Origin of the sequence: Pseudarthrobacter sp. O4 (genome assembly GCF_050157025.1) — a bacterium.
GTDB lineage: Bacteria > Actinomycetota > Actinomycetes > Actinomycetales > Micrococcaceae > Arthrobacter.
Genome location: NZ_CP189591.1, coordinates 3,223,361 through 3,243,758 on the forward strand (window position 1 = coordinate 3,223,361; position 20,398 = coordinate 3,243,758).

8 protein-coding genes and 3 rRNA genes are annotated in these 20,398 nt (G+C 63.9%); 8 read left to right on the forward strand and 3 right to left on the reverse strand.

Translation table 11 applies throughout. The features are described from left to right. Positions 1-23 precede the first annotated feature (23 nt). Positions 24-2,642: an alpha-glucan family phosphorylase gene (gene glgP / locus ACQCSU_RS15055; protein WP_426976082.1), complete on the reverse strand. Its 2,619-nt coding sequence runs from the start codon at positions 2,640-2,642 to the stop codon at positions 24-26. A 150-nt stretch (positions 2,643-2,792) separates the two neighbouring features. Between glgP and ACQCSU_RS15060 the strand changes: the two genes are divergently transcribed. The 7 genes from ACQCSU_RS15060 (at position 2,793) to ACQCSU_RS15090 (ending at position 17,096) form a co-directional block, all read left to right on the forward strand. Further along, positions 2,793-4,865, forward strand: coding sequence for an alpha-1,4-glucan--maltose-1-phosphate maltosyltransferase (locus ACQCSU_RS15060; protein ID WP_426976083.1), 2,073 nt, complete (start codon positions 2,793-2,795; stop codon positions 4,863-4,865). Positions 4,866-4,870: 5 nt separating this feature from the next. Then, on the forward strand, positions 4,871-6,667 hold the full coding sequence (treS, locus tag ACQCSU_RS15065) for a maltose alpha-D-glucosyltransferase (RefSeq protein ID WP_426976084.1): 1,797 nt from the start codon (positions 4,871-4,873) through the stop codon (positions 6,665-6,667). Position 6,668: 1 nt separating this feature from the next. After that, complete coding sequence (locus ACQCSU_RS15070; RefSeq protein WP_426976085.1) at positions 6,669-10,352, forward strand: 1,4-alpha-glucan branching enzyme; 3,684 nt, start codon at positions 6,669-6,671, stop codon at positions 10,350-10,352. Positions 10,353-10,817: 465 nt separating this feature from the next. Further along, positions 10,818-12,341: ribosomal RNA gene (locus ACQCSU_RS15075) — 16S ribosomal RNA — on the forward strand. A 547-nt stretch (positions 12,342-12,888) separates the two neighbouring features. Next, positions 12,889-16,037, forward strand: a 23S ribosomal RNA gene (locus ACQCSU_RS15080). Between the two features lie 236 nt (positions 16,038-16,273). Then, a 5S ribosomal RNA gene (rrf, locus tag ACQCSU_RS15085) occupies positions 16,274-16,390 on the forward strand. The 16S, 23S and 5S rRNA genes sit together here, the layout of an rRNA operon. A gap of 205 nt (positions 16,391-16,595) precedes the next feature. Then, positions 16,596-17,096, forward strand: a complete 501-nt coding sequence (locus tag ACQCSU_RS15090) for an SRPBCC domain-containing protein (RefSeq protein WP_426976086.1) — start codon at positions 16,596-16,598, stop codon at positions 17,094-17,096. A gap of 191 nt (positions 17,097-17,287) precedes the next feature. On the opposite strand, the gene ACQCSU_RS15095 is transcribed toward ACQCSU_RS15090, so the two are convergent. Both ACQCSU_RS15095 and ACQCSU_RS15100 read right to left on the reverse strand, forming a co-directional pair. Further along, entirely contained in the window at positions 17,288-17,911 is a 624-nt protein-coding gene (locus tag ACQCSU_RS15095; RefSeq protein ID WP_426976087.1) for a dihydrofolate reductase family protein, read from the reverse strand. A gap of 14 nt (positions 17,912-17,925) precedes the next feature. Then, the gene (locus ACQCSU_RS15100) at positions 17,926-18,738 is read right to left on the reverse strand and encodes an SDR family NAD(P)-dependent oxidoreductase (protein WP_426976088.1); all 813 of its coding nucleotides are present in this window, start codon (positions 18,736-18,738) and stop codon (positions 17,926-17,928) included. A gap of 291 nt (positions 18,739-19,029) precedes the next feature. Between ACQCSU_RS15100 and ACQCSU_RS15105 the strand changes: the two genes are divergently transcribed. Further along, positions 19,030-20,397: an FAD-binding oxidoreductase gene (locus ACQCSU_RS15105; protein ID WP_426976089.1), complete on the forward strand. Its 1,368-nt coding sequence runs from the start codon at positions 19,030-19,032 to the stop codon at positions 20,395-20,397. The last annotated feature ends 1 nt before the right edge of the window (position 20,398 follow it).

Genomic DNA, 20,398 nt, shown 5'->3' on the forward strand with positions numbered 1-20,398 from the left:
GCGGCGTTTCTGACGGTTCGGTCCTAGGCGTTGACGATCAGGCCCAGTTCCGCCTTGGACGCCAGCGCCTCGTGCTTGGGCAGCACGCGGACGGTGTAGCCGAAGGACCCGGAGCGGTCGATCAGGATGGTGTCGGAGAAGAGATACCGGCTCTTGCCGAGGTCCTCGACGGACGTCAGCTCAGCCACCGTGACATCGGCCAGCTCATCGCTGTCTCCCGCCTTGCCGTAGGCCACTTCCACGGACACATCGTCCGGGGTGAGCCCGTGCAGGGCCACGTAGGCGTTGACCTGGAGCAGGTCGCCGATCTGCGGATCCTCGGAGACCCCCACCGAGTCGACGTGTTCCACCTGGATCTGGGGCCAGGCGGCGCGGATCCGGGCGGTCCAGGCAGCGAGAGTCTTCGCCTCTTTGAAGTTGTCCGCGACGGCCCGCCGGCCCGCGATCGCGGCCGGGCGGTACAGGATGTTGACGTAGTCCTTGAGCATCCGGTCCGCGGACACCTGCGGACCCAGGTGCGACATGGTGTGCTTGATCATTGACACCCAGTGCGTCGGGACCTTCTGCGGCCCGGGCTGCGACGGCCCGGCGGCGCCGGCGCTGTCGGACACCGTCAGTCCGTAGAAGCGGGGGGCCACCTGCGTTTCCAGCAGCTCGTAGAGCGCTGCCGCCTCGATGTCGTCGCGCTCTTCGGAGGAAGCGTCGTTGTTGGCGGTCGGAATCGCCCAGCCGTTCTCGCCGTCGTACATCTCGTCCCACCAGCCGTCCAGGACCGAGAGGTTCAGCGAACCGTTGAGGGCGGCCTTCATACCCGAGGTCCCGCAGGCCTCCAGCGGGCGCAGGGGGTTGTTGAGCCACACATCGCAGCCGGGGAACAGCGTCCGGGCCATGGCGATGTCGTAGTTGGGCAGGAACGCGATCCGGTGGCGTACCTCGGGGTCGTCGGTGAAGCGGACCAAGTCCTGGATCATCTTCTTTCCCGCATCGTCGGCCGGGTGCGACTTGCCCGCGATCACCAGCTGGATGGGGTGCGTCTTGTGCAGCAGCAGGGCCTTGAGCCGGTCCGGTTCGCGCAGCATCAGGGTGAGGCGCTTGTAGGTCGGCACCCGCCGGGCAAAACCGATGGTCATGATGTCCGGGTCCAGCACGGAGTCCGTCCACGCGAGCTCAGCGTCGGCCGCGCCACGTTTCTTCCAGGCGGCCCGGAGGCGGCGGCGGACATCCTCGACCAGGGAGACGCGCATCTCGCGCCGGAGGGCCCAGACGTCCTCGTCGCTGACGTTGTAGGCAAGGTCCCAGCGGCCTTGGGCTTCCGCCTCGGAACCGAACTGGTCTCGGGCCAGCTTGGAGACGCGCGGGTCCACCCAGGTGGGGACGTGCACGCCGTTGGTGACGGAGGTGATGGGCACCTCGGAGTGGTCGAAGCCGGGCCACAGCGCGGAGAACATCCCGCGGGAGACCTCGCCGTGCAGCTTGGCGACGCCGTTGGCCCGCTGTGCCAGCCGGAGGCCCATGACCGCCATGTTGAACACGAACGGGTTGCCGTCCGTGAAATCTTCCCGGCCCAGGTCCAGGATCTTGGCCACCGGCACGGCCGGCGCCAACCCGGCCTCGAAAAAGTGCTGGATCTGCGAGGTCTCAAAGCGGTCGATGCCGGCCGGGACCGGGGTGTGCGTGGTGAACACCGTGGAGGCGCGCCCGGCAGCCAGGGCTTCTTCCCAGCTCAGCGGCTCCGCAGCGGACATCATCTCCTGGATCCGTTCGACGCCCAGGAAGCCGGCGTGGCCTTCGTTGGTGTGGAAGACTTCCGGCGCCGGGCTGCCCGTGAGCTTCTGGTAGGCCCGCAGTGCCTTGACCCCGCCCATGCCCAGCAGGAGCTCCTGCTGGAGTCGGTGGTCGCCGCCGCCGCCGTAGAGGCGGTCGGTGATGCCGCGGGCAGCGTCGTCGTTGCCCGGGACGTTGGAGTCCAGCAGCAGGAGGGGAACGCGCCCGACGTCGGCCCGCCACACGTGCGCCAGCAGGCGGCGTCCCTGGGGGAGCGGCAGCGAGATCTGGATCGGCCTGCCGTTGCCGTCCGCGGAGGCCTCGCGCAGCAGGGTCAGCGGCAGGCCGTCGGGGTCCAGGACCGGGTAGGTTTCCTGCTGCCAGGCATCGCGGGACAGCGACTGCTTGAAGTAGCCGGCCTGGTAGAGGAGGCCGACGCCGATCAGCGGCACGCCCAGGTCCGAGGCTGCCTTCAGGTGGTCGCCGGCAAGGATGCCCAGGCCGCCCGAGTACTGGGGCAGCACCTCGGTGATCCCGAACTCCGGTGAAAAATAGGCGATGCAGGACGGCGCGTCGCCGCCCAGGCTCTGGTACCAGCGGGGCTGCTCCAGGTACCGGTCCAGGGCGTCGGCCGCCTCGTGGACACGCCGCACCACGTCCTGGTCCGCCGCGAGGCGCTGCAGTTCCTCCCTGCTGACCAGGCCCAGGAACGAGACGGGGTCGTGGTCGCTCTCAGCCCAGATCCGGGGGTTCAGCCCTTCGAAAAGCTCCCGGGTGGGCCGGTGCCAGGACCACCGAAGGTTGGTGGCGAGCCGGGCCAGCGGCCGGATTGACTCCGGGAGGACGGTACGGACGGTAAATCTGCGGATAGCCTTCACCAGCGAAACACTAACGGACAAGTCAGAGCCCCGGAACCGGTTTGAGTTTCTTACGCATAAATGACGGTCCACCGCCGGAAAAATCCGGAAACCACCGGAGGAACTTCGTTGCCTTAGCAATCTGGCCGATTTGTAGATAACGTCGAGCCTGTGACGAATAACTCGCGAACCAGTGCCGTATCCAAGCAAAAGCCCAAGGCCCTGATTGCGGAGGGCCTTCGATTTGGCCGTTTTCCGATCACCGCCGTACAGCCCGCCGTCGAAGGCGGGAAGTTCCCTGCCAAAGCCGTTGCGGGAGAAAGCCTGGTGGTCGGCGCCACCGCCTTCCGCGAAGGCCATGACCAGCTCGGCGTCAGCGCCGTGCTCCTGGACCCCCGCGGGAAAGAACGGCAGCGCGTCCGGCTGGCCCCGCCCGGGGGCGACCGCGGCAAGGGCACCGACCGCTGGGAAGGTCTCCTGACGCCCCCCTCAACCGGTAACTGGTCCTTCGTTATAGAGGCCTGGCATGACCGCTACGGCACCTGGCACCACAACGCCGGGGTGAAGGTGGAAGCCGGGATCGACGTCGAGCTGATGCTTGCCGAGGGCGCCGCCCTGCTTTCCGAAGCGTCGGAGGACCCGTCCCGCCCGTCAGCCGACCGGCGGATGCTGCGGATGGCCGTCGTCGTGCTCTCGGACGCTTCCCGGACCCCCGAGGAGCGCCTCGCCGCCGGTTTCAGCGCCGAGGTGGCCGCCGTCGTCGAACGCCAGCCGATCCGCGAACTGGTGACCGTCTCGAAGCCGTACCCCCTGCTCGTGGAGCGCGAACTCGCCGGCCGGGGTGCCTGGTACGAATTCTTCCCCCGCTCCGAAGGCGCCGTCCGCAACCACGAAACCGGGGAGTGGACCTCCGGCAACTTCCGCACGGCCGCCCAGCGGCTCGACGCCGTCGCGGCCATGGGCTTCGACATCATCTATCTGCCGCCGATCCACCCGATCGGCGTCCAGTACCGCAAGGGACCGAACAACACCCTGCTGGCCGGACCGCACGATCCGGGCTCGCCCTGGGCCATCGGCTCCAAGGAGGGTGGGCACGACGCCATCCATCCGGACCTGGGCACCTTTGAAGACTTCGACGCCTTCGTGGCGCGGGCCGGTGAGCTGGGACTGGAAGTGGCCCTGGACCTGGCCCTGCAGGCCGCCCCGGACCACCCCTGGGTGGAGAACCACCCGGCGTGGTTCACCACCCGCGTGGACGGCAGTATTGCCTACGCCGAAAACCCGCCCAAGAAGTACCAGGACATCTTCCCGCTCAACTTCGACAACGACCCCGCGGGCCTGTCCAACGAGATCCTCCGCATCGTGTTCCTCTGGGTGAGCCACGGCGTCAAGATCTTCCGCGTCGACAATCCGCACACCAAGCCCGTGTGGTTCTGGGAATGGCTGATCGGCAAGGTCAACAAGAAACACCCCGACGTCGTCTTCCTCGCCGAGGCGTTCACCCGCCCGGCCATGATGCACGCGCTGGGCCGGGCCGGCTTCCAGCAGTCCTACTCCTACTTCACCTGGCGCAACACCAAGGAGGAACTGGAGGAGTATTTCCAGGAGATCAGCCACGAATCGCCGGCCTACTTCCGGCCGAACTTCTTCGTCAACACCCCGGACATCCTCACCGAGTATCTGCAATACGGCGGCCCGGCCGCCTTCAAGATCCGTGCCGTCCTCGCCGCGACTGCAAGCCCCATCTGGGGCGTCTACGCCGGGTACGAGCTTTACGAGCACGTGGCCCGTCCGGGCGCTGAAGAGTACATCGACAACGAGAAGTTCCAGTACAAGGCCCGGGACTGGGACGCCGCGGCCGGATCGGGCCGTACGCTTGCCCCGTACCTGACCAGGCTTAACGAAATCCGGCACACCCACCCCGCGCTGGGGGACCTGCAGAACCTGACCGTCCACAAGAGCACCGACAACGCCACGGTGGTGTACTCCAAGCACAAGACCCTGCCGGACGGCTCGAAGGACACGCTGATCATCGTGGTCAACGTGGACCCGCACGGCACCCGGGAGAGCACCGTGTCGCTGGACCTGGCCGCGCTGGAGTTGGACCCGGAGACCCTGACGCACAACGGCGGGTTCATGGTGGATGATCTCTTGACCGGCGAAAGCTGGGAGTGGGGGGAGTACAACTACGTCCGGCTGGACTCCCATGTCGAACCCGCCCATGTTCTTAGCATCCGGAGGTAGCACGAGTGAGTTTCAGCATGCAAAACCCCAGCCAGCACTTCAGCCCGAAGGGGACCTTTGAACTGAACGCTCCCGGCCTCCAGCATGATCCCCTGTGGTACCGCAAGGCGGTGTTCTACGAGGTGCTGGTCCGCGGTTTTGCGGACGGAAACGGCGACGGCTCCGGTGACTTCCACGGCCTGATCGAGAAACTGGACTATTTGCAGTGGCTGGGCGTGGACTGCCTATGGCTGCCGCCGTTCTTCCAGTCCCCGCTGCGCGACGGCGGCTACGACATCTCGGACTACAACTCCGTGCTCGACGAGTTCGGCACCATCAGCGACTTCAAGCGCCTCGTGGCCGAGTCCCATGCCCGCGGCGTCCGCGTGATCATCGACCTGCCGCTGAACCACACCTCGGACCAGCACCCGTGGTTCCAGGAGTCGCGCAAGGACCCGGACGGCCCTTTCGGCGACTTCTACGTGTGGAGTGACACGGACGAGAAGTACGAAGACGCCCGCATCATCTTCGTGGACACCGAGGAATCCAACTGGACCTTCGATCCGATCCGGCGCCAGTTCTTCTGGCACCGCTTCTTCAGCCACCAGCCGGACCTCAACTTCGAGAACCCCAAAGTCATCGACGCGCTCTTCGACGTCGTCCGGTTCTGGCTGGACCAGGGGATCGACGGTTTCCGGGCAGACGCCATCCCGTACCTGTTCGAAGAAGAGGGCACGAACTGCGAGAACCTGCCGCAGACCCACGAGTTCCTCCGCAAGCTGCGCAAGATGGTAGACGAAAGCTACCCCGGCCGCGTCATCATCGCCGAGGCGAACCAGCCGCCCGCCGAGGTCGTTGAGTACTTCGGCACCGAAGAGGAACCGGAATGCCACATGGCCTTCCACTTCCCGATCATGCCGCGCCTGTACTACGCGCTGCGGGACCAGAAGGCCGCGCCCATCATCGAGACGATGAAGGACACTCCGAACATTCCGGAAGGCGCCCAGTGGGGCACCTTCCTGCGCAATCACGACGAGCTGACCCTGGAAATGGTCACCGCCGACGAGCGTGCCGCCATGCTCGGCTGGTACGCACCGGATCCGCGTATGCGCGCCAACATCGGCATCCGGCGCCGGCTGGCCCCGCTGCTGGACAATTCCCGCGCCGAGATTGAGCTGATCCATGCCCTGCTGCTTTCCCTGCCCGGCAGCCCGTTCCTGTACTACGGGGACGAGATAGGCATGGGGGACAACATCTGGCTCGAGGACCGCGATGCCGTCCGCACACCGATGCAGTGGAACCCGGACCGCAACGCCGGCTTTTCCAACGCCGACCCGGGCAAGTTGTACCTTCCGGTGATCCAGTCGCTCGTCTACAACTACAGCATGGCCAACGTCGAGGCCGAGGCTGCCCATTCGGGCTCGCTGCTGCGCTGGACCCGCCAGATCCTCAGCGTCCGCAAGAACCACCCCGCCTTCGGGCTGGGCGCGTTCGAGCACGTCGAAGCGGATCACGACGTCGTCCTCGCCTACCTGCGTGAGCTTCCGGAAGGCAATTCGGCCGGTGTGGACGGCGAAACGATCCTGTGCGCGTTCAACCTCTCCCAGCACCCGGTGGCGACTACCCTGCGGGTGCCGAAGTACGCCGGGCGCGGACTGCGGGACGTGTTCGGCGGCCAGGCCTTCCCCGCGATCGGCGACGACGGAATGCTGACGCTGACCCTGGGCAGCCATGATTTCTTCTGGCTGCGGATCCGCTCGGCTGCCTCCAATCCGGCGTCGCCTTTCACCCAGGCGATGCCTATCCTGTCCATCGAAGGCTGACATGACCCGACCGACCCTTTCCCCCGCCCTGAGTGGCCTGCTGGGCAGCTGGCTTCCGGCGCAGCGCTGGTTCCCCGTCAAGAGCGCGGAGTTCAGTTTCGAGCCGGTAGGCGGACTGAGCCTGGCGCCAGGGCGGGGTGATGCCGATCTCGAGGTGTGGCTGCTCGCCGTGACTTACCCGACGGCGGATGGAAGCCGCACGGACGTCGTGCAGGTGCCACTTAGCATCCGGCGCTCCCCGCTGGCCGGGGCGGAGTCGGCCCTGGTAGGGGAGACGGACGGCGACAGTGCCGGTCCAGGCAGCGGGCAGCGCTGGATCTACGACGGCGTCCACGACCCCGCGTTTGTCGCTGCGTGGCTGGAACTGATGCGCAACGGCAGTACCTCCCCCAGTGGAAACGCCGCCGGCCACCTCATACAGTCCGGCTACCGCCTGCCCTTCGCCACCGGTACGGTGAAAGTGCTGTCCGGCGAGCAGTCGAACAGTTCGGTGATTGTGCACGACGGCGAATCGGCCGCGATCCTGAAGTTCTTCCGCGTCCTCTCCGAGGGCCAGAACCCGGAAGTGGAGGTCGGCGCCGCCCTGACCGCCGGGCGCACGGTTGAAGTGCCGGCCACGCTAGGCTGGGTCACCGGCCAATGGGACGTTCCCACGGATGCCGCGGAGGGTGGCACCCGCCCGGCCCACGGCGAACTGGCCGTGGCCCACGAATTCCTTGCCGGCGGACTGGATGCCTGGCGGCTGGCCGTTAACGCGGCGGTCCAGGGCAGGGACTTCACTGCCGCGGCACGTGCCCTGGGCGCCGCCACCGCCACGGTGCACCGCCGTCTGGCCGAGGCCCTCGGCGCCGCCTCGGAAGCCGTCCCGGGCAGCGACATCGCGCCCGGTGTTGCCCAGCGCGTGCGCCAGTCCTGGGCGCAGGCCGGGAGCGTCGTCGGGCGCTACGACGATGCCCTCGAGGAGCTCCTGCTGCGCCTCCGGGGCTACAACGCGGGCCCACTGCAGCGAATCCATGGCGACCTCCACCTCGGACAGATCCTCCGGGTTCCGGGCGGGACCGGTATGGCCCCGCGGTGGGCCATCCTTGACTTCGAAGGCGAGCCGCTGCGGCCGATCTCGGAACGCAGTTTCCCCGACGTCCCGCTGCGCGACGTCGTCGGGATGCTGCGCTCCTTCGACTACGCCGCCGGCGCGGCTGCCCGGGAGACTCCCGGCGCCGCCGTCCCGGCGGGCTGGGTGGACGACTGCGCCGAAGCCTTCCTGGCCGGCTATGCGGACGTCATCCCCGGCAGCATCGACCGCGATTCGCCCCTGTTTGTGGCCCTGTGGCTCGACAAGGCGCTCTACGAAGTCATCTACGAATTACGCAACAGGCCGGATTGGCTCTCCATCCCGGTAAACGCATCACGACGTCTCCTCGGCAGTACAGGCTCCGGCGTTCCGGCCGAAGCCGAAGCGGAAGGTATCACAATGACAGGATCAGCACGGATCGATCGGCCCGGGGCTCCCCTCCCCGTGGACCCGGACACCCTCGCGAGGGTCGCGGCCGGCGAGCACCACGCGCCGCACTCAGTCCTCGGCGCGCACTTCGACGACCACGGCCACGTCACCATCCGTGCGGTGAAGCACCTGGCCGAGGCCGTCGCCGTCGTCACGGCGGCCGGCACGGTTCCGATGGAGCATGAGTCCGGCGGTGTCTGGGTGGCCGTGCTGGAACCGCTGGAGCCCGGCCACGTGCCGGACTACCGCTTGGAAGTGACGTACGAGGGCGAAGCCGCGCAGACCGTCGACGACCCCTACCGCTACCTGCCCACCGTCGGGGAGGTGGACCTGCACCTGATCGGTGAAGGCCGCCACGAGCGGCTCTGGGACGTCCTCGGCGCGCACGTCCAGCACTACAAATCCTCCCTCGGCGACGTCGACGGCGTCACTTTCGCCGTGTGGGCCCCCAACGCCCAGGCAGTGCGCGTCAAGGGTGACTTCAACGGCTGGGACGGCCGGCAGCACTCCATGCGCTCCCTTGGCTCTTCCGGAGTGTGGGAGCTCTTCATCCCCGGCGTTCTGGCAGGGGCGTGCTACAAGTTCGAAATCAGGACGCGGCACGGCTACTGGGTGGAGAAAGCCGACCCGCTGGCGTTCGGCACAGAGGTTCCGCCGCTGACCGCGTCCCGCGTCGTCGAGCCGTCCTACGCCTTCAAGGACGCCGAGTGGATGGAGGCCCGGGCCGCCCGTGATCCGCACAACGCCCCCATGAGCGTGTACGAAGTCCACCTCGGTTCCTGGCGGGTGGGCCTCGGCTACCGCGAGCTCGCCAAAGAGCTCGTCGAGTACGTCAAGTGGCTCGGTTTCACGCATGTGGAGTTCATGCCCGTGGCCGAGCACCCCTTCGGCGGATCCTGGGGCTACCAGGTCACGTCCTACTTCGCCCCGACGTCCCGTTTCGGGCACCCGGACGAGTTCCGGCACCTCGTGGACGAACTGCACCAGGCCGGCATCGGCGTCCTGCTGGACTGGGTTCCGGCGCACTTCCCCAAGGACGAATGGGCGCTGGCCCGTTTCGACGGCGAAGCCCTCTACGAGCACGCAGACCCGAATCTGGGCGAGCACCCGGACTGGGGAACCCTGATCTTCGACTTCGGCCGCCGGGAGGTCCGCAACTTCCTTGTATCCAACGCGTTGTACTGGCTGGAGGAATTCCACATCGACGGCCTGCGCGTGGACGCCGTCGCCTCCATGCTCTACCTGGACTACTCCCGCGAGGAGGGCCAGTGGCAGCCGAACCGTTTCGGTGGCCGGGAAAACCTCGAAGCGATCTCCTTCCTGCAGGAAGTCAACGCCACGGTCTACAAAACGCACCCCGGTGCCGTCATGATTGCCGAGGAGTCCACGGCGTTCCCGGGGGTGACGGCACCCACGAGCCAGGGCGGCCTGGGCTTCGGCATCAAGTGGAACATGGGCTGGATGCACGACTCCCTGAAGTACATGGCCGAGGACCCCTACAACCGCCGGTGGCACCACGGCACCATCACCTTCTCGATGGTCTACGCCTACACGGAGAACTTCCTGCTGCCGATCAGCCATGACGAAGTGGTGCACGGCAAGGGATCCATGTTGCGCAAGATGCCCGGCGACCGATGGCAGCAGCTGGCCAACCTGCGCGCGTTCCTGGGCTACCAGTGGGCCCATCCCGGCAAGCAGCTGATCTTCATGGGCACCGAGTTCGGCCAGGAAACGGAATGGTCTGAACAGCACGGCCTGGACTGGTGGCTCGCGGAGACTCCCGCGCACCACGGCATGCAGCTCCTGACAAAGGACCTGAACGAGCTCTACGGCTCCACCCCGGCCCTGTACGAGCTGGACAACGATCCCGCCGGTTTCCAGTGGATCCATGGCGGTGACTCGGACCGCAATGTGCTGACCTTCATCCGCCGTGACAAGGCAGGCAACCCGCTGGTCTGTGCGTTCAACTTCTCGGGCGGCCCGCACACGGATTTCCTCCTCGGCGTGCCGATGGCAGGGAAGTGGCAGGAAGTGCTGAACACCGACGCCGAGAGCTACGGCGGCTCGGGCGTGCAGAACGAGGGAACGCTGACAGCGTCCGACGCCGGTGTTGACGGCCAGCCGGCGACGCTCACCGTCACGCTGCCTCCGCTGGGAGCCGCGTACTTCCAACCGCTGGTCTAGTTGCAGCCAGCGCCCAAAAAGCCCGGAATCCCTGTGATTCCGGGCTTTTCGGCGCCGCCGCAGCGGGACGTTTGGGGACTGCTTTGTCACCCGGTCAAAGTGGTGGTAGAGTTTATTTCCGCGCTGCTCCCCGGAGTTGATCGGCCAAGAAGACCCAGATGCCCACGGCAACACTGAGTCGGAAGCGCCGATTTGACCAGGGTGAAGCGGCCGGGTAAGTTTGAAAAGTTGCTCCGGAGCGATCCTCGACTGGATAAGTCGTGGTGGTGCCGGGTGTGTCTGTTGTTTGAGAACTCAATAGTGTGCCAAGTTTGTTGATACCAATTTGTTTATATGGATTGGTTGAATTTGCCGGATCCCGCCACCCCGTGGTGTGGTCTGGTGTTTTTGGCTGGTTTCAAATTTTGTGCAGCCTTCGCGTCCCGTTTTCCCGGGGGTGTTGGTTGTGTCTGTTTTTGTTTTACTTCAACGGAGAGTTTGATCCTGGCTCAGGATGAACGCTGGCGGCGTGCTTAACACATGCAAGTCGAACGATGACCCGGTGCTTGCACCGGTGATTAGTGGCGAACGGGTGAGTAACACGTGAGTAACCTGCCCTTAACTCTGGGATAAGCCTGGGAAACTGGGTCTAATACCGGATATGACTCCTCATCGCATGGTGGGGGTGGAAAGCTTTATTGTGGTTTTGGATGGACTCGCGGCCTATCAGCTTGTTGGTGAGGTAATGGCTCACCAAGGCGACGACGGGTAGCCGGCCTGAGAGGGTGACCGGCCACACTGGGACTGAGACACGGCCCAGACTCCTACGGGAGGCAGCAGTGGGGAATATTGCACAATGGGCGCAAGCCTGATGCAGCGACGCCGCGTGAGGGATGACGGCCTTCGGGTTGTAAACCTCTTTCAGTAGGGAAGAAGCGAAAGTGACGGTACCTGCAGAAGAAGCGCCGGCTAACTACGTGCCAGCAGCCGCGGTAATACGTAGGGCGCAAGCGTTATCCGGAATTATTGGGCGTAAAGAGCTCGTAGGCGGTTTGTCGCGTCTGCCGTGAAAGTCCGGGGCTCAACTCCGGATCTGCGGTGGGTACGGGCAGACTAGAGTGATGTAGGGGAGACTGGAATTCCTGGTGTAGCGGTGAAATGCGCAGATATCAGGAGGAACACCGATGGCGAAGGCAGGTCTCTGGGCATTAACTGACGCTGAGGAGCGAAAGCATGGGGAGCGAACAGGATTAGATACCCTGGTAGTCCATGCCGTAAACGTTGGGCACTAGGTGTGGGGGACATTCCACGTTTTCCGCGCCGTAGCTAACGCATTAAGTGCCCCGCCTGGGGAGTACGGCCGCAAGGCTAAAACTCAAAGGAATTGACGGGGGCCCGCACAAGCGGCGGAGCATGCGGATTAATTCGATGCAACGCGAAGAACCTTACCAAGGCTTGACATGAACCGGAAACGCCTGGAAACAGGTGCCCCGCTTGCGGTCGGTTTACAGGTGGTGCATGGTTGTCGTCAGCTCGTGTCGTGAGATGTTGGGTTAAGTCCCGCAACGAGCGCAACCCTCGTTCTATGTTGCCAGCGCGTGATGGCGGGGACTCATAGGAGACTGCCGGGGTCAACTCGGAGGAAGGTGGGGACGACGTCAAATCATCATGCCCCTTATGTCTTGGGCTTCACGCATGTACAATGGCCGGTACAAAGGGTTGCGATACTGTGAGGTGGAGCTAATCCCAAAAAGCCGGTCTCAGTTCGGATTGGGGTCTGCAACTCGACCCCATGAAGTCGGAGTCGCTAGTAATCGCAGATCAGCAACGCTGCGGTGAATACGTTCCCGGGCCTTGTACACACCGCCCGTCAAGTCACGAAAGTTGGTAACACCCGAAGCCGGTGGCCTAACCCCTTGTGGGAGGGAGCTGTCGAAGGTGGGACTGGCGATTGGGACTAAGTCGTAACAAGGTAGCCGTACCGGAAGGTGCGGCTGGATCACCTCCTTTCTAAGGAGCACCTACAAACGTTCCGCCTCCGTGTATGCGGGGTGTGGGGTTTGTCAGGAGTACGCCCGTTGCGCAGACGCTAGTTCTGCGGCGGGTGCTCACGGGTGGAATATCAGCAGATAGCGGCCGCGTGTTCTTCTCCTTACCCAGTACGGATCCTCTCTTGAGGGGTTCCTGGAACGGTGCGGGGGCGGGTTGCATGCGGTTTAGTGTTTGGCACACTGTTGGGTCCTGAGGCAACAGGACCATGGCACGGCCGGGTTTCCTTACGGGGAGGCTTGGTTGTGGTGTGGGTTTTGTTTGTTTCTGGTTTCCTGGCTGCACCGATCATACGGTTGTGCCCCTTTTGCGGGGGTTCGTGTGGGGTGTGTGGTACGGGGTTGTTGTTTGAGAACTACATAGTGGACGCGAGCATCTTTTATAAGAAGCAATTTCCAAGAATATGAACCTGGATCTGTGCCGTGGTCTGGTGGTGCCCTTCGGGGTGTGGCCGGTGTGCGGTGTGGTTTCTGTGGTTCTCTCGTGAATTAGTTTTTTGATCTTTTGTGGTCAAGTTTTTAAGAGCACACGGTGGATGCCTTGGCATTAGGAGCCGAAGAAGGACGTAGGAATCTGCGATAAGCCTGGGGGAGTCGATAACCGGACTGTGATCCCAGGGTGTCCGAATGGGGAAACCCCGCCGGGGGCGCGAGCTGCCCGGTGACCCGCATCTGAACACATAGGGTGTGTGGGGGGAACGCGGGGAAGTGAAACATCTCAGTACCCGCAGGAAGAGAAAACAATAGTGATTCCGTCAGTAGTGGCGAGCGAACGCGGATCAGGCTAAACCGTTCCATGTGTGATAGCCGGCGGGCGTTGCATGGTCGGGGTTGTGGGACTTCCCGTTCTGTCTCTGCCGGGACAGTGGGGTGAGTAGTACAGGCATAGGTGAACGGTCTTGAAAGGCCGGCCAGAGAGGGTGTGAGCCCCGTAACCGAAATGTTGTGTACCGCCTGGTGAAGTATCCCAAGTAGCACGGGGCCCGAGAAATCCCGTGTGAATCTGTCAGGACCACCTGATAAGCCTAAATACTCCCTAATGACCGATAGCGGACCAGTACCGTGAGGGAAAGGTGAAAAGTACCCCGGGAGGGGAGTGAAACAGTACCTGAAACCGTGTGCTTACAATCCGTCGGAGCAACCGCAGCTTGCTGTGTAGTTGTGACGGCGTGCCTTTTGAAGAATGAGCCTGCGAGTTAGTGTTACGTCGCGAGGTTAACCCGTGTGGGGAAGCCGTAGCGAAAGCGAGTCTGAACAGGGCGTTGCAGTGGCGTGATCTAGACCCGAAGCGAAGTGATCTACCCATGGCCAGGTTGAAGCGACGGTAAGACGTCGTGGAGGACCGAACCCACTTCAGTTGAAAATGGAGGGGATGAGCTGTGGGTAGGGGTGAAAGGCCAATCAAACTTCGTGATAGCTGGTTCTCCCCGAAATGCATTTAGGTGCAGCGTTGCGTGTTTCTTACCGGAGGTAGAGCTACTGGATGGCTAATGGGCCCTACAAGGTTACTGACGTCAGCCAAACTCCGAATGCCGGTAAGTGAGAGCGCAGCAGTGAGACTGTGGGGGATAAGCTTCATAGTCGAGAGGGAAACAGCCCAGACCACCAACTAAGGCCCCTAAGCGTGTGCTAAGTGGGAAAGGATGTGGAGTTGCGAAGACAACCAGGAGGTTGGCTTAGAAGCAGCCATCCTTAAAAGAGTGCGTAATAGCTCACTGGTCAAGTGATTCCGCGCCGACAATGTAGCGGGGCTCAAGTACACCGCCGAAGTTGTGGATTTCAGATGATAGCCAAGCCGCCTCCTTTGTGGGGTTGGTTCAGGCGTCTGGAGTGGTAGGGGAGCGTCGTGTGGGCAGTGAAGTCGCGGTGTAAACCAGCGGTGGAGCCTACACGAGTGAGAATGCAGGCATGAGTAGCGAAAGACGGGTGAGAAACCCGTCCGCCGAATGATCAAGGGTTCCAGGGTCAAGCTAATCTGCCCTGGGTAAGTCGGGACCTAAGGCGAGGCCGACAGGCGTAGTCGATGGACAACGGGTTGATATTCCCGTACCGGTGAAGAACCGCCCATGCTGAACGGGGGACACTAACCGCCCGAAACCTGCCTGACCGCCCTTCGGGGCGGGAGGGTTTTGGTGGAGCGCGGGACCTGATCCCGGGAGGCAAGCGTATTAACAGGTGTGACGCAGGAAGGTAGCCGAGCCGGGCGATGGTTGTCCCGGTCTAAGGAGGTAGGGCGAACGGTAGGCAAATCCGCCGTTCATGATGCCTGAGATCTGATGGGACCCCCTCACGGGGGGATTCGGTGATCCTATGCTGCCGAGAAAAGCATCGACGCGAGGTTCCAGCCGCCCGTACCCCAAACCGACACAGGTGATCAGGTAGAGAATACTAAGGCGATCGAGAGAATTATGGTTAAGGAACTCGGCAAAATGCCCCCGTAACTTCGGGAGAAGGGGGGCCCCCATCGTGATGGACACTAGCTGTCCGGAGCGTGCAGGGGCCGCAGAGACCAGGGGGAAGCGACTGTTTACTAAAAACACAGGTCCGTGCGAAGTCGCAAGACGATGTATACGGACTGACTCCTGCCCGGTGCTGGAAGGTTAAGAGGACCGGTTAGCCGCAAGGCGAAGCTGAGAATTCAAGCCCCAGTAAACGGCGGTGGTAACTATAACCATCCTAAGGTAGCGAAATTCCTTGTCGGGTAAGTTCCGACCTGCACGAATGGAGTAACGACTTCCCCGCTGTCTCAACCATAAACTCGGCGAAATTGCAGTACGAGTAAAGATGCTCGTTACGCGCAGCAGGACGGAAAGACCCCGAGACCTTTACTATAGTTTGGTATTGGTGTTCGGAGTGGCTTGTGTAGGATAGGTGGGAGACGTTGAAGCCCGGACGCCAGTCCGGGTGGAGTCATCGTTGAAATACCACTCTGGTCACTTTGGACATCTAACTTCGGCCCGTAATCCGGGTCAGGGACAGTGCCTGATGGGTAGTTTAACTGGGGCGGTTGCCTCCTAAAAAGTAACGGAGGCGCCCAAAGGTTCCCTCAGCCTGGTTGGCAATCAGGTGTCGAGTGTAAGTGCACAAGGGAGCTTGACTGTGAGAGAGACATCTCGAGCAGGGACGAAAGTCGGGACTAGTGATCCGGCGGTACATTGTGGAATGGCCGTCGCTCAACGGATAAAAGGTACCTCGGGGATAACAGGCTGATCTTGCCCAAGAGTCCATATCGACGGCATGGTTTGGCACCTCGATGTCGGCTCGTCGCATCCTGGGGCTGGAGTAGGTCCCAAGGGTTGGGCTGTTCGCCCATTAAAGCGGTACGCGAGCTGGGTTTAGAACGTCGTGAGACAGTTCGGTCCCTATCCGCTGCGCGCGCAGGAAATTTGAGAAGGGCTGTCCTTAGTACGAGAGGACCGGGACGGACGAACCTCTGGTGTGTCAGTTGTACTGCCAAGTGCACCGCTGATTAGCTACGTTCGGATGGGATAACCGCTGAAAGCATCTAAGCGGGAAGCTCGCTTCGAGATGAGATTTCCATACACCTTGTGTGTGAGAGGCCCCCAGCCAGACCACTGGGTTGATAGGCCGGATGTGGAAGCGAGGACTAACGACTCGTGAAGCTGACCGGTACTAATAGGCCGATAACTTACACCACACACTCTCTTCGTGAACGGATTCAAAAGACGTTCACACCATGGGGAGGGTACAAAGAAACAAGACTGCTTGCGTCCACTATGTGGTTCCCAGACAACAAACCCGTTCACACGGCATGTTGTCCCAGGAACCTTCAACTGAATAACAACACCACAACTGCGATCCATCGCAGTCAGCATGTTGTAACCACAGATTTCCCACCCCCACGCCCAGGCATGGAGGGTCGGGAGCAAGGGTTACGGCGGTCATAGCGTGGGGGAAACGCCCGGTCCCATTCCGAACCCGGAAGCTAAGACCCACAGCGCCGATGGTACTGCACCCGGGAGGGTGTGGGAGAGTAGGTCACCGCCGGACAACCATTAAACACGGTCGAGAGCCTCCAGACACTTCTCTGGAGGCTCTCCCGCATTTAACCCCCAACCACACCACGCTCCAGCAGCTTTCATCCGGACCCTACCTCGCCTGCCGCCGGCGCCCCCGCCGCTCCTTCGGGAGCGTCGCGTGGGAGGGGCCGGAATGTGGAGGAGCGCGTGTTCGGGCACGGGTAGAGTAAATGCCCATGGATAACCTCTTCAGCCACGCTCCTGCCGACCCGTCTGATACTCCGGAGCCGGAGGCAACCCAGAGTCTGGAGCCCGTCGTTTTCACGGTGGTGGTGCCTGGTGCCGTCGCCCGCGCCTTCGTGGGTTTCACCGAGCATACGCACCTCTGGTGGCCACTCGAAGACCACGGTGTCTACGGCGCGGGGTCGTATGTGGAGTTCGAAGAGAACCTGATTCTGGAGACTGCGGAGGACGGCAGGACGGCGATCTGGGGATCGATTGACGACTGGCAGCCGCCGCTGTCCTTCCACGCGAGCTGGCATCCGGGAAGTTCCGCCGTGTGGTCTACGGAGCTGCGCGTGGCATTCCGGGCTGTCGAAGGCGGTACGGAGCTCCGCCTGGTGCACACCGGCTGGGAAGGTGCGGAGGACCCGGCTGCCACCCGGGCGGACTACCTGGCCGGCTGGCCCGGCGTCCTGCGGCAGTTCGTGCGGTTCATGGGCGGTGCCGATGACTGACGAGCTGACACTCTCGCCTTCGAAGGCAACGTGGCCGGGCAGCGTATCGGAGTTATCAGGGTTAGCGGCCTGGACCATAATGCCCGTCGGGCAGGCAGCAGGATCAAAACGAGTGGCGCTGGTCAGTCGAAGACGGCAATGGTTTGAGTCGGCTGCTTGAATTCTAGGGGACGATAGTGTGCCTCAACGCCCTAGCCCTCCTGGTCGCCGGCCGACATATCGCCGACGCCAGGCGTGCCATCGGCGAGCGCGTAGCGCTGCAGCACCGCACCCTTCGGTGAGGCGACGACCGGCTCGATGAGTCTGAGGTTCGTCGGAACCACCCCGTCGGCGAAGACCTTCTTTCCACCGCCGAGGAGGATCGGATACACCCAGAGCGTGAACCGATCGAAGAGCCGTTCGGCGAACAGGCTCTGCACGAAGTTGAGACTGCCGATGACGTGGATGTTCGCGTGCCGGTCGCGCAGTTCGCGCACGGCGGCGACGACATCAGGACCGAGCAGTGTGGAGCCGGCCCACTCGAGGGTCGGCGTCTGGCGCGAGGCCACGTATTTCGGGAGGCGGTTGAACAGCCGCGCGATGCCCCCGTCCGCGTGCGGCCAGTACGCGGCGAAAATGTCGTAGGTCCGGCGCCCAAGCAGCAGCGCGTCCATCCCCGCCATCCCGGCGTCGACCTGCTCGCCGACGACCTCGTCGAGGAGAGGCGCCTGCCAGCCGCCAAACGCGAAACCGCCGTCAGCGTCCTCGTCCGGCCCGCCGGGCGCCTGCGCGACGCCGTCGAGCGTGGTGAACAGGTCGATATGGATGAGTCCCATGCCGTGCTCCTTCTCTAGATGTCCGCAAGTGTCAGCGCCGGCGGCGAACTTCCGTCGATGTCCAGTACGCCGAACTCCTTCGCAACTGCGGCGGCGATAAGCACCTGGCCGGTCCGCGCCATTAGGTTCGGATCGTGGAACAGCGCGCTGATCACGCGGCCGATGAACTCAGGGCTTTCGCTGGTCGAGAGATCGAACGTGCCACTTTTCGCCGCTGCCAGGACCGACTCGGTTCGAACCAGACCGGGGTAGAGCGAGATTACCGGAATAGCGAACGGTTTCAGCTCTACGGCCATGTCGGACGTCATCTTGTCCGTCGCCGCTTTTGCGATGCCGTAGATCGTGTTGCCGAGGTGACGCTGCGCCGACCAGAAGCTGATGTTGATGATCAAGCCGCGGTGCCGCGGCGTCATCATGCGCGCCGCGTGCGCCGAACACACAAATGCCGCGCGCACGCCGGCGTCCATCATGCCGGTCCAGCGATGCGGCGGTTGATCCCAAAACGGCGCAGGCCACGTGAACGCGCCGTCTTCGACCATCTTCTCGTAGCCGCCCCAGGCGCAATTGACGAGGAGATCGAGGCCGCCGCACTCGGAGCGGATCGCTTCAAACACGCGCGCCGTCTCTTCGTCTTTGAGATGGTCGCAGCGCAGGCGCCGTATCGCCCGCGGCAGGTCCGCCTGGTCGATCGAGCGGCCCGAGCCGTACACTCGAAACCCCGCTGCCAGAAGGGCAATTGCGATGCCCCGGCCGACCCCTCGGCTCGCACCGGTCACGAGCGCAACGTTTCCCGTCGGCGCTTCATTGCGTTCGCGTTCGTTGGTCATGCTAAGCGGCCCCGCTTACCTTCCGTTCCGTGATCCCCATGATAGGCCGGAGCTGGCGCCTTGGGCCCGCAGCGCACGCACCCTTGCTTCGTCCGCGCGCATGAGCGAGCCGATACCGGGGGAAGCGCATCTCGCCAGCAAGACGGCCCGCCTGATGGCGCAGCAGCTGCAGACCATCGCCCACGTAGCCAGCTTTAAGCACCGGGCCCTACGCCCGGCACCTGGCCACAACCCGGGGCGCCCGGCTTCGCGCCTTAGACTGAAAGCTGGATTCGAAGAACTGGAGACCACATGAGCATCATCGACGAGCTCACCTCTGCCCTGGGCCCGATGAAGATCCTGGTGGATGCTGCCACCCTGGCCGCATACGCCGTGGACCAGGCCCCGGTGCTGGACTACCAGCTGCCACAGGCGGTGGTCCTCGCCGAATCCGTGGCAGACGTCCAGGCCACCGTCCGGGCCTGTGCCGCACGCGGGGTCCCGGTGGTCGCGCGCGGAGCGGGCACGGGCGTCTCCGGCGGCGCCCACGCCAGCCAGGGCTGCGTGGTGCTGAGCCTCGAGCGGATGAACCGCATCCTGGACCTCAACCCGGACGACGAGACCGCCGCCGTTGAACCCGGCGTCATCAACGCGGACCTCAACGCCGCCGCCGCCGCGCACGGCCTGATGTTTGCCCCGGACCCGGCCAGTTACAAGATGTCCACCATCGGCGGCAACGTGGCCACCAACGCCGGCGGGCTGCGCTGCGCGAAGTACGGGGTGACGCGGGACTCGGTCCTGGCGCTCGACGTCGTGATGGCGGACGGCTCCCTGATCCACACGGGCCACCAGACCTTCAAAGGCGTCGCCGGCTACGACCTCACCGGGCTCTTCGTAGGCTCCGAGGGGACGCTGGGGATCGTCGTCGGCATCACGGTCCGGCTCAAGTACCTTCCGCGTGAAGTGCACACCATCGCTGCGTTCTACCCGGACTTCCGCAGCGCTGCGGCGGGCGTCCTCGCGGTCGGCAAGGCCAGGGTGCAGCCGGCCATCATGGAACTGCTCGACGGCGGCTCGCTCGCCCAGCTCGACGACGCCCATGGCTCGGACCTGTCCGCGCGGGGTGCGTCCCTGCTGCTGATCCAGACCGACGGTTTCGGCGCCGCGGCCGAGGCGGCAGCCATCCGGCCGCTGCTGGTAGCGGGCGGGGCCGTGGTCACCCTGGAGGCCAATGCCGAGGCCGAGCAGCTCGTGGAGATGCGCCGCAACAGCCGGGGCGTGGAGGTCGACGACGAATACCGGGTGGGCGAGGACGTCGCCGTGCCCCGGTCCCGGCTGGTGGACTACGTCGCCGAGCTGGAGGCCATGGCCGTGGCGCACGGGGTCCAGCTCAAGGTCGTGGCGCACGCCGGCGACGGGAACCTGCACCCCACCTTCTGGGTGGACCGCGTGGACAACGCCGTCGACGCCGACGCCATGGCGCGCCTGGGCGCGGCGCTGGACAAGTCCGTCGCCGTGGCGCTGGCAATGGGCGGCACCATCACGGGGGAGCACGGGATCGGCCAGTACAAGCTGCGCTGGCTCGGACTCGAGCAGAAGGAGCCCGTTCGTGAACTGCAGCGCCGGATCAAGGAACTGTTCGACCCGGCCGGCATCCTGAACCCCGGCAAGGCGATTTAAC